Raw genomic sequence first — 15,494 nt, 5'->3', positions numbered from 1 at the left:
CCCGCCGAGAAACGGCGGGGGTCCCTTCAGCAAAAGATCAAGCACCGACCTCGTCACGGGAATCCGTGGCCCACAGCGTGTGGAACGAACCCTCGCGGTCCACCCGCCGGTACGTGTGCGCACCGAAGAAGTCACGCTGACCCTGCACCAGCGCGGCCGGCAGCCGGTCGGCGCGCAGGCCGTCGTAGTAGGCGAGCGCGGTGGAGAAGCCCGGCGTCGGGATGCCGAGCTGCACCGCCGTGGAGATGACCGAACGCCAGGAATCCTGCGCGTCCTCGACGGCCTTCCGGAACGCGCCCGCGGTCAGCAGCGTCGGGAGAGCCGGGTCCTCGGCGTAGGCCGCGGTGATGTCGTTCAGGAACTTCGCGCGGATGATGCAGCCCCCGCGCCAGATCGACGCGACGGCGCCCAGGTCGATGTCCCAGCCGTACTCCGTGGCGCCGGCCTGGATCTGGTTGAAGCCCTGCGCGTACGCGACGACCTTCGACGCGTACAGCGCCTGCTCGACGTCGTCGGCGAACGTCTCCAGTGCGGCGCCCTTCAGCGGCGTACGCGCCGGCCCCGCCAGCCCGCGGGCGGCCGCGCGAAGCGGCTTCGAGCCCGAGAGCGAACGCGCGAACACGGCCTCGGCGATGCCGCTGATCGGCACACCCAGGTCGAGACCGATCTGCACGGTCCAGCGGCCCGTGCCCTTCTGCTCCGCCGCGTCCTCGACGATGTCGACGAACGGCTTGCCCGAACCGTCGACGTGCTTGAGCACCTCGGCGGTGATCTCGATGAGGTACGACTCGAGCCGGCCGGTGTTCCACGTCGAGAACACGTCGGCGGTCTCCGCGGGCGAATAGCCGGCGGCGCCGCGCAGCAGGTCGAACGACTCCGCGATCAGCTGCATGTCGGCGTACTCGATGCCGTTGTGGACCATCTTCACGAAGTGGCCCGCGCCGTCCGCGCCGATGTGCGTGCAGCACGGCTCGCCCTCGACCTTGGCCGAGATGTCCTCGAACAGCGGGCCGAGCGACTCGTACGACTCCTTCGACCCACCCGGCATGATGCTCGGGCCGTTGAGCGCGCCCTCCTCGCCGCCGGACACGCCCGTGCCCACGAAGTGCAGCCCGCGCTCGCGCAGCGCGGCTTCGCGGCGGCGGGTGTCGGCGAAGTGCGCATTGCCGGCGTCGACGATCACGTCGCCCGGCTCCAGCAGCGGTGCGAACTCCTCGATCACGGCGTCGGTGGGCCCACCGGCCTGCACCATGATCACGATCTGCCGCGGCCGCTCCAGCGCGTCGACGAACTCCTGCGCGGAGTACGCCGGGATGAAGTCGCCCTCGTCGCCGAACTGCTCGACGAGCGTGCGCGTCCGCGCCTCGGAGCGGTTGTGCAGGGCGACCGTGTGCCCGTGCCGGGCCAGGTTCCGCGCCAGGTTGCGGCCCATGACCGCCAAGCCGGTGACCCCGATGCTCGCCTTCTTGCTCATCCGAACCCTTTCAGAAGTCTCTTCTCCGGTGCGAGCCTAGCGTCGTTCGGGCCGCGGCGAACCTGCGAGAACATTCACCGGGAGTTCGGGAATGGCCCGTCCTCGGCCGTTGTCGCCGGGGGCACGGTCTGTGCCCACTCGGCCCAGTCGGCCATCGCCTGGTAGATCCGGATCGCCGCCTCCACGGCCACGCGCATCGCCTTGGTCTGCGGGCTCGTGCCGAAGTCACTGCGGTCCTTGGCCGCCGCGTAGGCACGCATGGTTTCGGCGGTGCCGCTGAAGAACTCGTGCTCGCGACGCAGGTGCTCGGTCAGGTCGTCCTGCTCCATCAGCCAGAAGAAGAACGACCGCAGCACCGACTCCGTGCGCAACGTGTGGTCGACCTCGCCTGCGGCCAACCACGCACGCACGGCAGTGAGCCCGGTCTCGGTTATCCGGTACGCCTTGCGCCCGCGCGGGCCGTGGCTGTCGACCTCGATCAAGCCGGCCTCGGCCAGCCGGGACAGCTCGGCGTAGATCTTCGGGTGCTGCGCCGGCCACACCGGGCCGAGCGCCTCTTCGAACCGCCGGGCCAGGTCGTAGCCGCTGGCCGGCCCCTCGGCGAGCAGGCCGAGCAGCCCATACCGCAACGACAAGGCGACACCTCCGGCGCGAAGCCTACCTTAACATGTCCCTAGGGACATGTGGAAGATCCGTCGTGTCCTGGGGTACATGTCCTTGAGTACATGTGGAGACGTTCATGCTGGAACAGAAGGCATTGGTGACCGGTGCGACCGCCGGGCTCGGCCGCGCGGTGGCCCTGGCGCTCGCGGAGCAGGGCGCGCACGTCGTCGTGCACGGGCGCGACGCCAAGCGCGCCAACGCGGTCGTGGAGCGGATCGCCGAGGCGGGCGGCAAGGCCGAGGCGTGCCTCGTCGACTTGGGTTCGCTCGCGCAGGTGCGCGACCTCGCCGAGCAGGTGGGCGAAGTCGGGTTGCTCGTCAACAACGCCGGGGTCGGCGCGGGCCGGCCGCCGTACCGCAAGCGGGAGCTCAGCGCCGACGGCCATGAGCTGCGGCTGGCCGTGAACTACCTCGCGCCGGTGCTGCTCACCCGGCGGCTGCTGTCCGGGCTGGGCTCCGGCGCCCGGATCGTCAACGTCGGCTCGGTCGGCCAGGCGCCGGTGGACTTCGCGGACCTGCGCCTGGATCGCGGCTACCGCGGCTCGGAGGCGTACTTCCGCAGCAAGTTCGCGCTCGCCGCGTTCACCTTCGACCTCGCCGCGGAGCTCGACGGCCGCGACGTCACCGTCAACTGCGTGCACCCGGCGTCGCTGATGAACACGCACATGGTCCGCGAGTCGCTGATCCCGCCGATGTCGACCGTCGGCACCGGCGCGAAGGCCGTGCTCAACGTGGCGACCGGCGCGGCCGGCGAGCGCAGTGGCCGGTACTTCGACGGACTGAACCCGGCCCCCGCGCACGAAGGGACCTACGACCTCGCGACGCGCGCACGGCTGCGTGAGGCCACCGCGGAGATGCTCGCGTCTTTCCTGTGAACGTCAGGAGAAACAGCGGATGGGCGCGCCGTTGTAGGCGACCATGTCGGTGATCGCGGCGACCAGGTCGATCGGCGCGCCCCACTCCGCACCGTCCAGCTCGGCGTACGCGCGGTGCAGGTTGCCGGCCAGCCGTTCCTTTTCGGACAAGTCCGAAAAGGTCCCGAGGTCGGTCTCCTTCGCCAGCTGCAACGGGGAAAGGCCGGCCGCCTTGCCGCGTTCGGCCGTCTCCTGCACGAACTTCAGGTACGCGTCGACGACGTCCACCGTCTCCAGTCCGCACGGGCCGCCGTGGCCGGGCAGGATCAGCGCCGGCTCCAGCTCGCGGATCACGTCGAGCGCCGCGCGCCAGCCGGCGACCGAGCCCATCAACGCGAACGGGCTGCCGCCGTGGAAAACCAGGTCACCCGCGAACAGCACGCGCTGCTCGGGCAGCCAGGCGAGCACGTCGTTGGTGGTGTGGGCGGCGTGGCCGGGGTGCACGAGCTCGATCGCGGTGTCGCCCGCGTGGACGGTCAGCCGGTCGTCGAACACGACGTCGGGCGCGCGCAGCTCCAGGTGGCCCCAGTCGTTGCCGACGAGCACGCCGTCGTAGGTCTCGATGCCGGCGGCGAGCATCGCGTCGCGCGTCTTGCGCTGGCCGATGATCGTCGCGCCGCCGACGAGGTAGTTGCCGTTGGTGTGGTCGGAGTGGTGGTGGGTGTTCACGAGCGTCGTGACGGGTCCCGTCGTGGCCTCCGCGGTGGCCAGCAGGGCGCGCGTGCGCCGTTCGGTGGCACACGTGTCGATGAGCACGGTGTGGTCGCCGGCCGCGACGAACCCGCAGTTGTTGATGAACCAGGAACCGTCGGGCTGCACGTAGCCGAAGACACCGTCTGCGAGGCGCTCGACCTTCGCGGCGCCGGGGGAGCGATCGATCACGTCCGCCACTATGCCGCAGAGCCCAGCGCCGCGGAACCACGGGCGAAGTAGTCCGGATGGAGCAGTGGCAGTGTCCAAAAGGCGCTGGATGGCCTGGTCCAGGCGAGTGACACCCGGGGTGACTGGCTTTTCGGATCATTTCCTGGAACGCTGCGCGGTGTCATCATCGAACCCCGTTGGGTAAAGGTACTAACCTGGGTGGTTCGAACGTTCGCGCGTCGGCAGTGGTCGAGAGACCGCTACGGCGGTTAGTGGTCCGGGAGAGCAAGGCTGATGGCGAGCACCGTCACCTCGCGCCGGAAGCAGCTCGGAAACGAGCTCCGGCATGCTCGAAACGCCGCGCGGATGACACAGCAGCAGGTCGCCGAAGTTCTCGGCTGCACCCAGGGCAAGGTCAACAAGATCGAGTCCGGAGCAGTGGGGGTCAAGCTCGGAGATGTGCGATCGATGCTGAACGCGTTCGGGATCAACGGCGAAGAAGCCGACACCCTGATGAACCTGGCCCGCGCCGCCGCCGGGCAGCGCGGCCACTGGTCGGGCTACCGCTCGGTGGTGCCGCACTGGTTCCGCACCTTCACCGACCTCGAGCCGGCCGCCGCGGAGATCCTCACCTGGCACGGTGAGCGCATCCCGGGCCCGCTGCAGTCCGAGCACTACATGCTCAAGCAGTTCACGGAGGCGGGTGCGACCGACGTCACGTCGCTGGTGCGCAACCGGCTCGACCGCAAGGCCGTGTTCGACCAGCAGCAGCCGCCGTACTACCGGTTCATCGTGAGCGAGGGCGCGCTGCGCCGCGCTCCCGGCGGGTCGGCCCCGGCCGTGATGCTGGACCAGGTCGAGCACATGCTGGCGCTCGACCGTTACCCCCGCGTGTACGTGCACGTGCTGCCCTTCGGCGCGAAGCTCGCCGCGGTGCCCAACGACTTCACGATCATGCGCTTCCCCGACCGCACACGGGACTTCGTCTACATCGAACACTCCGCGGGCGGGCTCTACCTCGACGACGTCAAGGACTTCAACATCTTCGTCGACTCGTGGGACCGGCTGCGCGGTGCGGCGCTGGAGCGCGCCGAGACGCGGCAGTTCCTCAAGGAGCTCGCCGAGGGCTACCGGGCGCAGATGTCGCAGTGATTTCCAGCAATGGCACGGTTTCTGCCGCGCCGGGCTGGCCGTTGATCTCCTCCTGCACGCGCTGAGCCGTCTCGCGCCACCGCGGTTCGGTGAGCAGCCGCACGGCCGTTTCGTGGATTTCGTCCGGTGTCGCGGTTTCCGGGTCCAGCGCGACGCCGGTGCCGAGCCGGTTGGCCTGGCGGGCGTTGCCGGGCTGGTCGGCGCCCATGGCGAACACGAGCGACGGCAGGCCGTGGGCCAGCGCGCCCAGCAGGCTGCCGGACCCGCCGTGGGACACCACGAGATCGATCGACGGCAGCAGCTCGGCTTGGGGCACGAAGCGTTCGACGCGCACGTGCGCGGGTTGCGGCCCGAAGACGGCCGGGTCGAGCTGGGTGCCGACGGTGGTGGTCACGTTCGCGGTCAGCCGCGCGAGCCCCGCCAGCACGCGTTCGAAGAGGTCGCCGGACGCGGTGTTGAAGTCCGTGCCGAGCGTGAAGTACACGCCGGGCGGCTCGTGCGGTGGCCGCGGCGGGATCGGGTCGCCCTGGCGGAAGGAGAACGCGCCGGGCGGTAACGGCGAGGCCGGGTCGCGAACCGACGGCGGGAACGGCGACAGTACGAGCTGCCCCTCCAGCATCGTCAGCTCCGGGTCCGCCGGCAGGCCGTGCGCGGCGCGGATCTCGTGCAATGGTTCGGCCACGAGGTCCTTGCGCAGCAACGTTCCCGCGGCCAGCACGAGGACGTTCACGCATGGCACACCCAGCCGTTCGGCGGCGATCGCGGCGCCGAAATCGACCTCGTCGCGGATCACGACGTCGGGCCGCCAGTCGCGGATGATGTCCAGCAACGCGGCGGCGCGCTCACGGCCGGCACGGCGGGCGAAGAGCTCCCGGATCTCCCAATCGTCGCGCGCCGGGTCGACGGGCGGCAGTGGCTCGCGCACCGGCGCCACGTCGGCCCTGGGGGCGCTCGTGGCCAGCGTCGTGAACCCTGCGCGCTCGATCGCCGGAACGTGGCTGCCCGCCCCCGCCACGGCGACGGTGTGCCCGCGCGCCGCGGCGGCCCGCGCGACGGGCGCCGTCGGATCGAAGTGGCCGGGGCCGCCGACGAAGGTGAAGAGGAAGCGCATTCCCGGCAAAATAGTGGTTGACGACGGGGCCGGTCTCGTCGTTTTTCCTGGGTTCTCGTCATCACAAGCCCCGATCGGGTGTCACCTGATCGGGGGTCGGCTGCGGGACGCGCCGGGAGATCGGCAGACTGGTCCGCACCAGCACACCGCGGGTCGGAAAGGGACAGCTGATGACACAGGTACCGGATCCCGAAGCCCCTGAGGGCATCGACCTCGATCGGCCCAACGCGGCCCGTATCTACGACTGGTTCCTCGGCGGCACGGCCAACTGGGCCATCGACCGCGAGTTCGGCGAACGCGCGGTCCAGACCTTTCCAATGATCAAGACGATCGCGAAGTCCGGGCGCGAGCTGCTCGGCCGCACCGTGCGCTACATGGCGCGCAACGGCATCGACCAGTACCTCGACCTCGGCTCCGGTGTGCCCACGGCGGGCAACGTTCACCAGATCGCCACGTCGGTGAACCCCGACGCGCGGTGCGTGTACGTGGACAACGAGCCCGTGGCCGTCGCCCACTCGCAGATCCTGCTGGAGCGCGAGGGCGTCGCCGACCGGCACGCGGTGCTGCAGGGCGACCTGCGCCACCCGGGGGACATCTGGCCGCGTGCGCTCGACACCGGCGTGCTGGACCCGAAGCGCCCGATCGGGTTGATCATGTCCGGCGTCCTGTACTTCATCGGCCGCGAGGAGGGGGCGCACGAGATGGTGCGCAAGTACCTCTCGCTCGTGCCTTCCGGCTCGTTCTTCATGGCCTCGCACATCACGCTCGACGGCGTGCCGGAGTCCGACGGCGACAGCCGCGAGTCGATCCACGAGCAGTACAAGCAGTCCAGCACCCCGATCCACTTCCGCTCGCGCGCGGAGTTCGCGGAGTTCTTCGACGGTCTGGAGCTCGTGGACCCCGGGGTGGTCTGGGTTTCGGAGTGGCGGCCGGAGGAAGGCGAGTCGCGCAACAGCGACCGCATGGCTGCCGACCCGTCGTTCAGCGGCGGCATCTGCGCCGTGGGACGGAAGCCGTAACGACGAAAGCGCGCCCCGGGAGGGTGACCCGGGGCGCGCTGGTTCGGTGGTCTGTGTCGCGCCTACGCGCGGGACGGGCCCAGTCCGTGGACGAGTGGTGCGAGGTCGACGCGCGCCTCCAGCGGCCTCGTGGCGCGGACCAGGTCCGGCTGGCGTGGGGCGGGCACGTCGAGATCGGTGTCCCAGGTGACCGGGCTGCGCAGCGGTGCCTGGATCAGGCTGAAGCCGAAGCGGCTCCGCAGCTCGTGGTTGATCCCACGCCGGCCGTGGGTGTGTTCATCCTCACGGCGGAAGAGCGTGGTGAGCCGGACGGCCATGAGATCACACCCCTAGTTCCGATAGCGGTGACCGGGGCAGATCCGCTCCGGCGAGACCGAGGCAGCTTTCGCACGGCATGCCCACACCCGGCGCCAGCCACTCGACGTGCGTCCGGGGAAGTGATTCCCCGCAGCGCGCGAGCACCACAGTGGAAGAACCGGCTGTGTCCACCTCGAACACGTGCACGACACGGCGGGATTCGCCGGCCCTGCCGGGAGCGAGCCTGCCCGTCATGAGCACGTTCGCCGTCATGCTGTCCTGGATGATCACGCGGTCCCTCCCCCCGAGGTCGGCGACGGTTCGTGGGCTCCGTTGGCGGGCTGGGCCGAATGCAGCAAGCCATTCACCCACCACCGACGCCCCGATCGATGCGATTAATCCTACTCCTGGAATAATCTTCATGTCGAGATCGGGTCGAGTTGATCACCCGCTTGGCCCTGCGGTTTGCTCCGTAGTGACAGAAAGAAGCCGGGGACGTGCGTGGCGACCGCACGCCCTGCAGGAGGCTCGGAGGTACGACCCATGACGGATTATCCGTCGCTCCAGGATTACGACCCGGGCAAGGCCGAGGGGCTGTTCGAGGACGCTGCCTGGGAGAAGTCGTTCGCCAGTGAGCCCAACGGCGGCAGCTGCGTCGAGGTCAACCTGGGCCGTTCCGACCTCGTCGGCGTCCGCGACACGAAGCTCGCGTCCAGTCCGGTCTTCGTGTTCGACCGGGGCGAGTGGGAGGCGTTCCTGGTGGCGGTGAAGGCCGGGCAGTTCGACCTGCCGCCCGGCGCTTGACGCGCGGTTCGCGATTTGCGCAAGAGTCCGCATACGGGCCTTGACGTGAATGGTTCACCAACTGTCACTCGAACGAGTGAGTTGCGCTGACCCAGGGTGGTCAGCGGGAGAGGGCTGGTGATCAACCGGCCGGGAGCACCTCATCGGTACCCCCGGCCGGAACCGCATCAAGCGGCGGCCGGAACCCCGCCGCCGCGCAGCCGGCCTCGCGTGCGGCGCCAGGCGATGACCACGAGCACCACCAGGCCGACCAACGGCAGGCTGCTGATCGCCCAGCTCAGCCCCATCGGCGGTCCCGGCTGTGCCAGCACCGGCAGGCTCTTCAGCTCGCCCGTGCCCTGGCCCTGGGGGCCGTTGATCGTGAAGTGGAACGCCCACGTGCCTTCCGTCGGCAGGGCGCGGATGTCCAGACCCCAGGCCTCGCGCTTCCGCGGGTGGCGCGCCAGCGGCTGCGGCCGTTGGAACGCGGCGACCGACGGGTTGTGCATGGCGAGCGTGCCCGTTTTGGTGCCGATCCCGCCGTCGGGGATGAAGGTGAAGTCGAGTGACTGCATGGCCCGCAGGGGCCACGTCGAAAAGCCGACGGTGAGGCCGTAGGGCCCGGCCTGCACGCGTTCGGTGTGGACGATGTTCACCGGCTCGTACGCGTTGGCCGGCAGCGCGGTGGCGAGCAGCAGGCCGATGACCGCGCCCAGTGCCAGCAGTGTCTTACGCATGGGTCTGCACCTCCGAAGCCGGGGCGAGCAGGCGGAGCATGCCGCCGAAGCGCCAGCCCGCGAAGCCGCCCGCCAAACCCAGCACGCCGGCGGCGAGGCCGGTCGCGAGAACCGCCGTGAGGTCACCGACGTGACCGGAGTAGACCAAGCCGCGCTGCACCAGCAGGGTCGCGCCGACCAGCAGCCCGGCCAGCCCGCCCGCGAGCGCGGGCACGCGGCCCAGCTGCCAGCCTCGTCGTCGCGCGAGGAGCAGGTAGGCCTCGACCAACGCGGCCACCGGCAGGAGCGCCATCGGCATCAGTGCGGGCATGTCGGGCACGCCGCTCACGTAGTCGCGCACCGGTAGCCCGACGAGATCGGCGTACGAGCGCGCGGCCCACGGCGAGAACCACCAGAAGACGGCCTGGATCACGGCCAGGATCGCCGCTGTCGCCACGGCGCCAGCCGGCCGGCGCAGGAACCCGGCGCCGGCGAAGACGAGCAGCACGGACAACAGCGCCGACCCCACCGACGTCGCCTCCACCGGGTCGAGGTCCACCTGCTGCAGGCCCAGCGCCGTCACAGCGCTGAACGCGATCAGCACGGCCAGCGAGCCGAACACCCCGATCCGCCCCCAGCGGTGCTCCCGCGCGGCCGCGAAGACCATCGTGGTGCCGATGATCGACAGCGTCACCGAGAGCAGCAGCCCGATGTGCGGCGGCGAGTCGATCACGGCGTCGAAGCCGTACAGTCCGTGCCACCACTGGTCCCACAGCCCGTAGAGCAGGAACAACGCGGCGCCGACGCCGGACACGAGGTAGCCCGCCGGCGCCGCGAACGTCCGGCCGAACACGCCGATCGCGCGCCCGCCGATGCGCGGGTCCACCGGCCGCCCGGCGCGTTGCGCGGCCGTGGTCAGCAGCACCACGGCCAGGCTCGCGAGCCCGACGATCGCGCTGCCCGAGTACAGGAACAGGTGCGGCAGCGTGAAGAACGTGTCCGGGCCGACGTCGTCGTGCCACTGCACGTCCCAGGTGAGCCCGACCATCGAGATCACCGAACCCGCGAGCACCGTGCACGCGGGCGCCAGCCCCGGCCTTCTCGTCGCGGTGACCACCCGGGCCCCCGACGCGGTGAGATCCATCCCCAGCCCCCTCCTTACTGGTTGACCAACACGGGAAACACGACTTGACCGGTGCCCGCCGGCCCACGCAGGGAAACCGTGATCTCCCACTGGCCCGCCATCGGCAGGCCGACGTCGGCGGCGCGGAAGTGCCCCGGGCCGTCGGCGGTCGCCGGCACGGGCGTGATGGCGTGGCCCATCTGCGGCATCACCGGCTCCACCGTCACGCCGTCGACGGCGGGACCGGTCACCGCGAACGCGAACGTGTTGCCACCGACGCGTGGCGCGTCCGCGGACAGCTGCACGGTGTACGGACCGGTCGTCGACTTCAGCACGGTGGGACCGCTCGACCCACCGCCGAACAGCAGCCAGCCCGCGATGACCGCGGCCACCACCACGACGACGCCGATCAGCGTCACCGGAGGTTTCGTTTTCATTGGCCCCCTCCAGGAACAGCCGGCACGTCGAGCACCACCGGCACGGTCAGCACGGACCAGCCGCGTTCGGCCTGCAGCCACAGCCGGTAGCGGCCGGGCGCGGGGAAGGTGAACGTGAAAGGCACGTTGGGCCCATACGCGGCGACGGTCTCGTCCGGCACGCCCGTGAGGCCCGGTACGTACGGCGGCATCGCGTGCGCGTGGGCCCACGTCGGTGCGGTGGCGGCCACGGCGCCGAGGTCGTTTTCCGAGGGCAGCGGCCCGACGACGATCAGGTGGCCCAGCATGCCCAGCCACGGCTGGAGATCGCCGGTGGGGAAGTGTGCGGTCACGGTGACCGACGTGCCGGCTTGCACCGTCGTGGTGGTCACGTCGATCGGCACTCCATCGACGACGCGTTTTCCCGGCCCTGTGGGGACTTCGGCGGAGCTGCCGGTGACGCCCTCGAAGTCCACGGTGGACCTTGCCAGCTGAACTCCGCCGCCCCGCCGTTCGAGTTCCGCGGCGACCGCGTAGGTCCCGGGTTCCGGCGGGGTGAAGTCGACGCGGTATTCGCCGGGCGCCACCCGCACGGGGTGCAGGTGCCACAACCGGCCCGAAGGTGAGACGACGATGAGGTGCACCAGCGCGTCGTCGTGGATCACGAGGTCGTCCGCGGGCCGGCCGGTGGAGCCGTCGGTGAAGTCGAGAGCGAGAGACTTTCCTTGCGTGCCAACGCTCAGGTTCACCGGCGGCCGCGAGTAGTCTGTGCCGGGCAGGCGCGACAGCGCGTATGGATCGGTGACGTTGTCGACGGTCGCGTCGAGCTGCACGCCGGGCGCGGGCGGAGGGGGAGTGCTGGTGGACAGCAGCGCGCCGGTGACCGCGACCGCCAGTGCCGCGACCATCCCGCCCGCCGGCAGCAGGGCGTAGGCGGTTCTGCGTGACCGCACCGCCACGACCAAGGCGATGAGCAGAAACGCCCCTGCCGCAACGAAACCGCCGTACGCTGCCTTCTCCCACGGCGGCACCACGCGCGCCGGGACGACGAACGGAATGGTCGCGGTGGTCGTCCCGCCGGCCAGCCGCAGTTCCCACGGTCCGGCGTGGTCGACGCCGACCGTGCCCGGGTAGAGCCCGGGTGTCGCGCCGAGTACGACGTCGCCGCGGGAGAACACGACGCCGTCGGCGGCCGCTGCCAGGCGCAGCGTCCCGGGTGCGGTGCCCGCGTGTGTGGCGATGTCGACGTGCAGGTCGCCCGGTGTCACGTCGATCCGCCGGATGATCACGGTCAGCTCGCGGGCACCGAGCGTTTGCGCCACCTGGATGTCGGCTCCGACCGGCGCCCCGTCGGCGTGCGCCGTGCCGCCGCCGAGCGCGATGCCCAGCGCGCACAGCACCATCAGCAGCGCCGTTCTCTTCGTGGTCCCCATCGAGGGAAAAGGTAGCGAGGTCACGGCGGCCGAATCGTCACGGAAGCGGGGGAAGATCCATCCCCGGTTCGGGGGATGCCGACCCTGAGGTGCCGGTCTCCTTGCACGGCGTCCTTGAACTGCATCCTTGAAAAGTGGAACGATGCTCCGTATGGTTAACGGAGCAACGTTCCGCTTGTTTCTCGGAGGACCATCCCATGCAGTACCGCACCTTGGGCCGCACCGGTGTGCAGGTCAGCGCGCTCGCGCTCGGCGCCATGAACTTCGGTGCGATCGGCCGCACCACGCAGGACGACGCAACGGCCATCGTCGACGCGGCGCTCGAAGGCGGCATCAACGTCGTCGACACGGCCGACATGTACGGCGCCGGCGAGTCGGAGGTGATGGTCGGCAAGGCCATCGCCGGCCGCCGCGACGACCTCGTGCTGGCCACGAAGGCCGCCATGCCGATGGGCGACGAGCGCAACCACCGCGGCGGCTCGCGCCGCTGGCTCGTCACGGAGCTCGACAACAGCCTGCGCCGGCTCGGCGTCGACCACGTCGACCTCTACCAGATCCACCGCTGGGATCCCGCGACCAGCGACGAGGAGACGCTTTCCGCGCTCACCGACCTGCAGCGCGCGGGGAAGATCCGCTACTTCGGCTCGTCGACCTTCCCCGCGTACAAGATCGTGCAGGCGCAGTGGGCCGCGCGTGAGCATCACCTGAGCCGCTACGTCACCGAGCAGCCCAGCTACTCGATCCTGCAACGTGGCATCGAGGCCGACGTGCTGCCGATGACCGCGGAGTACGGCCTCGGCGTGCTGGCGTGGAGCCCGCTCGCGTCCGGCTGGCTGTCGGGCGCCGTTCGCGAGGGGCGCGAGATCACCACGAGCCGCTCGCAGGTTCTGCCTCAGCGGTTCGACTTGACGCTGCCCGCCAACCAGGCTCGGCTCGACGCCGTGGAGCGACTGGCGAAAGTCGCCACCGACGCCGGCCTCACGCTGATCCAGCTCGCGCTCGGCTTCGTGACCGCGCACCCGGCCGTGACCAGCGCGATCATCGGCCCGCGCACGCTGGAGCACCTGCGTTCGCACCTCGCGGCCGCCGACACCGCGCTCTCCGCCGACGTGCTGGACGCGATCGACGAGATCGTCGCGCCCGGCGTGGACCTGGCCGCGCACGAAAAGTTCGACACCCCACCCGCTCTGCTCGATCCCTCATTGCGTCGCCGCTGAAAGGAACCTCCCATGCCACCTCGGTTCGGCATCATGACCGCCCCGATGCAGGTGGGCTACGACGACCTCGTGCGCGTCTGGCGCGAAGCCGACGCGCTGCCGGAGATCGAGCACGCCTGGCTCTTCGACCACCTCCTGCCCATCGCCGGCGACCCCGACGGCCCGATTTTCGAAGGCTGGACCCTGCTTTCAGCGCTCGCCGCGCAAACTTCGCGCCTGCGCCTCGGCCTCATGGTCACCAGCAACCGCTTCCGCCCGCCCGCCGTGCTCGCCAAGATCGCCACGACCGTCGACGTGGTTTCGGCCGGCCGCCTGGACTTCGGCATCGGCGTCGGCTCCCGCCCGAGCCATCCGCTGGCCAGGCGCGAGTACGAAGCCCACGGCCTGCCGTTCCACGAAACCACGTACGCGGTCCAGGCCCTCGCCGAAGCCTGCACGGTCATCCGTCGCTTGTGGACGGACGACACGCCCTTCGACTTCGTCGGCGACACCGTCCAGCTCAACGGCGCGTTCGGCAACCCGAAGCCAGTACAGCGCCCCCACCCCCCGATCGTCATCGGCGGCCGCGCGGCCGCGACCCTGCGCGTGGCCGCCGCCCACGCCGACATCTGGAACATCCCAGGTGGCGACCTCGAAGACGCCGTGAGCCGCAGCACCCTCCTCGACCGCTACTGCATGGAGCTCGGCCGCGACCCGGCGGAGATCACGCGCTCGATCCACCTGCAGGCGTCCTACGAGGACTCCGGCCTCACACGCAAAGCCATCGCCGAGGCCGTCGACGCCGGCTTCGAACACGTGGTTCTCGGGCTGCCGTCGCCGTTCCCTGAGGGCGTCGCGCACTGGGTCGTCGACGAGCTGATCAAGGCCTAGCCCAAGAACTCACGCAGGTGTGACACCACCACCTCCGGTTGTTCCTCCGGCAGGAAGTGGCCGCAGTTGTCGAGGCCGACGCCGGTGACGTTGTCGGCGTAGTCGCGCCAGATGTCGAGCGTTGGGAGTTTGCCGAGGAGGCCGGCCTGGCCCCACATCGCGAGCAGGGGCTGGGTGAGGCGCTTGCCCGCGGCGTAGTCGGCGTCGTCGAGGGTGGCGTCGTCCGGGAAGGAGGCGCGGTAGTCGTCGAAGCCGGCGCGCAGGGCGCCCGGGGCGGAGAATGCGCGCACGTACTCCTCGACGTCCTCGGCGGGCAGGCCCTGGCGCTGGAACGTCCAGCGTTCGAAGAAGTAGCCGAGGTACGCGGCGATGTTGCTGCCCGCCAGCAGTTCAGGCAGGTCGGGCTGCAGGTGGAACAGCCAGTGCCAGTAGCCCTTCGCGACGTCGGAGTCGAGCCGCTTCCACATCTCGCGTGTGGGCGCGATGTCGAGCACGGCCAGGCGCTCGACCTGCTCGGGCCGGTCCAGCGCCCAGCGGTGCCCGACGCGGCCGCCGCGGTCGTGGCCGACCACGGCCAGCCGGTCGAAACCGAGCTGCTCGGCGAGCTGAGCGAGGTCGGCGGCCATCGTGCGCTTGTCGTAGCCGCCGCGCGGTTTGTCGGTGCGGCCGTAGCCGCGCAGGTCGGGCGCGATCACGGTGTGGGTTTCGGCGAGCGGGCCCGCGACGCGGTGCCAGCAGTGCGACGTCTGTGGCCAGCCGTGCAGCAGGAAGACAGGCGGACCGTCGCCGCCGCGCAGGTAGTGCATCCGGAGGTCGCCGACCTGGGCCATCGAAGATTCTAACCGGATCATGAGGTTAGACGCTACCGGAGGCGGCTAACCGGTGGCAAGGGTTAGAATCCACCCCATGGAGTGGGTCTTCGACGGCGGCCGGCCGAGTCTCGACCTCGTCAACACGCTGCGCAATCGCTACCAGGCCGAGGGGTTCGAGCAGCTGACGTCGCCCGAAGCGCTCGCCGAGTGGCTCTCGCTCGCGGGTCTCACCGAGGGCCGGGTGCCCGTCACGGAGGAAGACCTCGAAACGGCGAAATGGCTCAGGGAGGCCGTGAACCGGCTGGTCACCACCCCGCCGGCACAGGAGGACGTCGAGCTCGTCAACAAAGCCGTCGAGGAGCCGCTGCCCAACGCGCGCCTGCGGTTGTCGGGCGGTGAGCTGCACAAAGCGGCACCCATCCCCGGTAACCCGGTCGCCGCCGCCTTCGCGCTGATCGCCGCCGACGTGATCGAACTGGTGACCAGCCCGGTGGACGTCCGCGTCTGTGCGGCCGACGACTGCGGTCTCCGCTTCGCGGACGCATCACCCCGCCGCACCCGCCAATGGTGCTCGATGTCCCGCTGCGGCAACCGCGCCAAGGCCCGGGCCCACTACGCCCGCACCCGCGGCTGA

The 15,494-nt window shown here is 70.4% G+C and carries 17 protein-coding genes; 7 read left to right on the top strand and 10 right to left on the bottom strand.

The annotated features are described in order from the left end of the window. Positions 1 to 37: 37 nt before the first annotated feature. Both gndA and AB0M56_RS06485 read right to left on the bottom strand, forming a co-directional pair. Positions 38 to 1,474, bottom strand: coding sequence for an NADP-dependent phosphogluconate dehydrogenase (gndA, locus tag AB0M56_RS06490; protein WP_364171695.1), 1,437 nt, complete (start codon positions 1,472 to 1,474; stop codon positions 38 to 40). A 74-nt stretch (positions 1,475 to 1,548) separates the two neighbouring features. Next, positions 1,549 to 2,109 carry a PadR family transcriptional regulator gene (locus AB0M56_RS06485; protein ID WP_364171693.1) on the bottom strand — a complete coding sequence of 187 codons (561 nt, stop codon included), beginning with the start codon at positions 2,107 to 2,109 and terminating at the stop codon, positions 1,549 to 1,551. A 104-nt stretch (positions 2,110 to 2,213) separates the two neighbouring features. Between AB0M56_RS06485 and AB0M56_RS06480 the strand changes: the two genes are divergently transcribed. Beyond that, positions 2,214 to 3,011: an SDR family NAD(P)-dependent oxidoreductase gene (locus tag AB0M56_RS06480; protein WP_364171691.1), complete on the top strand. Its 798-nt coding sequence runs from the start codon at positions 2,214 to 2,216 to the stop codon at positions 3,009 to 3,011. A gap of 3 nt (positions 3,012 to 3,014) precedes the next feature. On the opposite strand, the gene AB0M56_RS06475 is transcribed toward AB0M56_RS06480, so the two are convergent. Beyond that, positions 3,015 to 3,932 carry an MBL fold metallo-hydrolase gene (locus AB0M56_RS06475; protein WP_364171689.1) on the bottom strand — a complete coding sequence of 306 codons (918 nt, stop codon included), beginning with the start codon at positions 3,930 to 3,932 and terminating at the stop codon, positions 3,015 to 3,017. A 273-nt stretch (positions 3,933 to 4,205) separates the two neighbouring features. Here AB0M56_RS06475 and AB0M56_RS06470 point away from each other — a divergent pair, with 273 nt between their 5' ends. Next, a complete protein-coding gene (locus AB0M56_RS06470) occupies positions 4,206 to 5,063 on the top strand; it encodes a helix-turn-helix transcriptional regulator (protein ID WP_364171687.1) in 858 nt (285 codons plus the stop codon). On the opposite strand, the gene AB0M56_RS06465 is transcribed toward AB0M56_RS06470, so the two are convergent. Further along, positions 5,020 to 6,174, bottom strand: a complete 1,155-nt coding sequence (locus AB0M56_RS06465; protein ID WP_364171685.1) for a glycosyltransferase — start codon at positions 6,172 to 6,174, stop codon at positions 5,020 to 5,022. The two genes, AB0M56_RS06470 and AB0M56_RS06465, sit on opposite strands and share 44 nt — an antisense overlap. Before the next feature lie 170 nt (positions 6,175 to 6,344). Between AB0M56_RS06465 and AB0M56_RS06460 the strand changes: the two genes are divergently transcribed. Then, positions 6,345 to 7,193: an SAM-dependent methyltransferase gene (locus AB0M56_RS06460; protein WP_364171683.1), complete on the top strand. Its 849-nt coding sequence runs from the start codon at positions 6,345 to 6,347 to the stop codon at positions 7,191 to 7,193. 62 nt (positions 7,194 to 7,255) lie between these two features. Here the strand turns inward: AB0M56_RS06460 and AB0M56_RS06455 are convergent, their stop codons facing one another. Next, a complete protein-coding gene (locus tag AB0M56_RS06455; protein ID WP_285970871.1) occupies positions 7,256 to 7,510 on the bottom strand; it encodes a hypothetical protein in 255 nt (84 codons plus the stop codon). 523 nt (positions 7,511 to 8,033) lie between these two features. Here AB0M56_RS06455 and AB0M56_RS06450 point away from each other — a divergent pair. Next, entirely contained in the window at positions 8,034 to 8,294 is a 261-nt protein-coding gene (locus tag AB0M56_RS06450; RefSeq protein ID WP_364171681.1) for a DUF397 domain-containing protein, read from the top strand. Between the two features lie 167 nt (positions 8,295 to 8,461). Here AB0M56_RS06450 and AB0M56_RS06445 read toward each other — a convergent pair whose 3' ends face one another. Genes AB0M56_RS06445 through AB0M56_RS06430 form a run of 4 tightly spaced genes read right to left on the bottom strand, consistent with a single transcriptional unit; the run spans position 8,462 to position 11,961 of the window. After that, positions 8,462 to 9,010: a hypothetical protein gene (locus AB0M56_RS06445; protein WP_364171679.1), complete on the bottom strand. Its 549-nt coding sequence runs from the start codon at positions 9,008 to 9,010 to the stop codon at positions 8,462 to 8,464. Next, positions 9,003 to 10,133 (bottom strand): hypothetical protein, encoded by a 1,131-nt coding sequence (locus tag AB0M56_RS06440; RefSeq protein ID WP_364171677.1) that lies wholly within the window; start codon positions 10,131 to 10,133, stop codon positions 9,003 to 9,005. The genes AB0M56_RS06445 and AB0M56_RS06440 overlap by 8 nt, the downstream gene beginning before the upstream one ends. A gap of 14 nt (positions 10,134 to 10,147) precedes the next feature. Beyond that, positions 10,148 to 10,549, bottom strand: coding sequence for a FixH family protein (locus AB0M56_RS06435; RefSeq protein WP_364171675.1), 402 nt, complete (start codon positions 10,547 to 10,549; stop codon positions 10,148 to 10,150). Beyond that, positions 10,546 to 11,961, bottom strand: a complete 1,416-nt coding sequence (locus AB0M56_RS06430; protein WP_364171673.1) for a hypothetical protein — start codon at positions 11,959 to 11,961, stop codon at positions 10,546 to 10,548. The genes AB0M56_RS06435 and AB0M56_RS06430 overlap by 4 nt, the downstream gene beginning before the upstream one ends. 197 nt (positions 11,962 to 12,158) lie before the next feature. On the opposite strand from AB0M56_RS06430, the gene AB0M56_RS06425 reads away from it, so the two are divergent. Continuing rightward, positions 12,159 to 13,178 (top strand): aldo/keto reductase, encoded by a 1,020-nt coding sequence (locus AB0M56_RS06425; RefSeq protein WP_364171672.1) that lies wholly within the window; start codon positions 12,159 to 12,161, stop codon positions 13,176 to 13,178. Between the two features lie 12 nt (positions 13,179 to 13,190). After that, positions 13,191 to 14,048 (top strand): LLM class flavin-dependent oxidoreductase, encoded by an 858-nt coding sequence (locus AB0M56_RS06420; protein WP_364171670.1) that lies wholly within the window; start codon positions 13,191 to 13,193, stop codon positions 14,046 to 14,048. Here the strand turns inward: AB0M56_RS06420 and AB0M56_RS06415 are convergent. Next, positions 14,045 to 14,899, bottom strand: coding sequence for an alpha/beta hydrolase (locus tag AB0M56_RS06415; protein WP_364171668.1), 855 nt, complete (start codon positions 14,897 to 14,899; stop codon positions 14,045 to 14,047). The two genes, AB0M56_RS06420 and AB0M56_RS06415, sit on opposite strands and share 4 nt — an antisense overlap. A 55-nt stretch (positions 14,900 to 14,954) precedes the next feature. On the opposite strand from AB0M56_RS06415, the gene AB0M56_RS06410 reads away from it, so the two are divergent. Further along, positions 14,955 to 15,494 carry a CGNR zinc finger domain-containing protein gene (locus tag AB0M56_RS06410; RefSeq protein ID WP_364171666.1) on the top strand — a complete coding sequence of 180 codons (540 nt, stop codon included), beginning with the start codon at positions 14,955 to 14,957 and terminating at the stop codon, positions 15,492 to 15,494.

The sequence above is a fragment of the Amycolatopsis sp. NPDC051372 genome (assembly GCF_040682095.1).
Taxonomy (GTDB): Bacteria; Actinomycetota; Actinomycetes; order Mycobacteriales; family Pseudonocardiaceae; genus Amycolatopsis.
The sequence above is the reverse complement of the archived record's forward strand: the minus strand, read 5'-3'. Positions and strand labels throughout refer to the sequence as shown.

Excerpts from the sequence above, each read along its gene's own strand:
- AB0M56_RS06420 (WP_364171670.1), top strand. The coding sequence starts at position 13,191 with ATGCCACCTCGGTTCGGCATCATGACCGCCCCGATGCAGGTGGGCTAC.
- AB0M56_RS06440 (WP_364171677.1), bottom strand. The coding sequence starts at position 10,133 with ATGGATCTCACCGCGTCGGGGGCCCGGGTGGTCACCGCGACGAGAAGG.
- AB0M56_RS06410 (WP_364171666.1), top strand. The coding sequence starts at position 14,955 with ATGGAGTGGGTCTTCGACGGCGGCCGGCCGAGTCTCGACCTCGTCAAC.
- AB0M56_RS06450 (WP_364171681.1), top strand. The coding sequence starts at position 8,034 with ATGACGGATTATCCGTCGCTCCAGGATTACGACCCGGGCAAGGCCGAG.
- AB0M56_RS06430 (WP_364171673.1), bottom strand. The coding sequence starts at position 11,961 with ATGGGGACCACGAAGAGAACGGCGCTGCTGATGGTGCTGTGCGCGCTG.
- AB0M56_RS06465 (WP_364171685.1), bottom strand. The coding sequence starts at position 6,174 with ATGCGCTTCCTCTTCACCTTCGTCGGCGGCCCCGGCCACTTCGATCCG.
- AB0M56_RS06445 (WP_364171679.1), bottom strand. The coding sequence starts at position 9,010 with ATGCGTAAGACACTGCTGGCACTGGGCGCGGTCATCGGCCTGCTGCTC.
- AB0M56_RS06480 (WP_364171691.1), top strand. The coding sequence starts at position 2,214 with ATGCTGGAACAGAAGGCATTGGTGACCGGTGCGACCGCCGGGCTCGGC.
- AB0M56_RS06435 (WP_364171675.1), bottom strand. The coding sequence starts at position 10,549 with ATGAAAACGAAACCTCCGGTGACGCTGATCGGCGTCGTCGTGGTGGTG.
- AB0M56_RS06455 (WP_285970871.1), bottom strand. The coding sequence starts at position 7,510 with ATGGCCGTCCGGCTCACCACGCTCTTCCGCCGTGAGGATGAACACACC.
- AB0M56_RS06470 (WP_364171687.1), top strand. The coding sequence starts at position 4,206 with ATGGCGAGCACCGTCACCTCGCGCCGGAAGCAGCTCGGAAACGAGCTC.
- AB0M56_RS06415 (WP_364171668.1), bottom strand. The coding sequence starts at position 14,899 with ATGATCCGGTTAGAATCTTCGATGGCCCAGGTCGGCGACCTCCGGATG.
- AB0M56_RS06460 (WP_364171683.1), top strand. The coding sequence starts at position 6,345 with ATGACACAGGTACCGGATCCCGAAGCCCCTGAGGGCATCGACCTCGAT.
- gndA (WP_364171695.1), bottom strand. The coding sequence starts at position 1,474 with ATGAGCAAGAAGGCGAGCATCGGGGTCACCGGCTTGGCGGTCATGGGC.
- AB0M56_RS06425 (WP_364171672.1), top strand. The coding sequence starts at position 12,159 with ATGCAGTACCGCACCTTGGGCCGCACCGGTGTGCAGGTCAGCGCGCTC.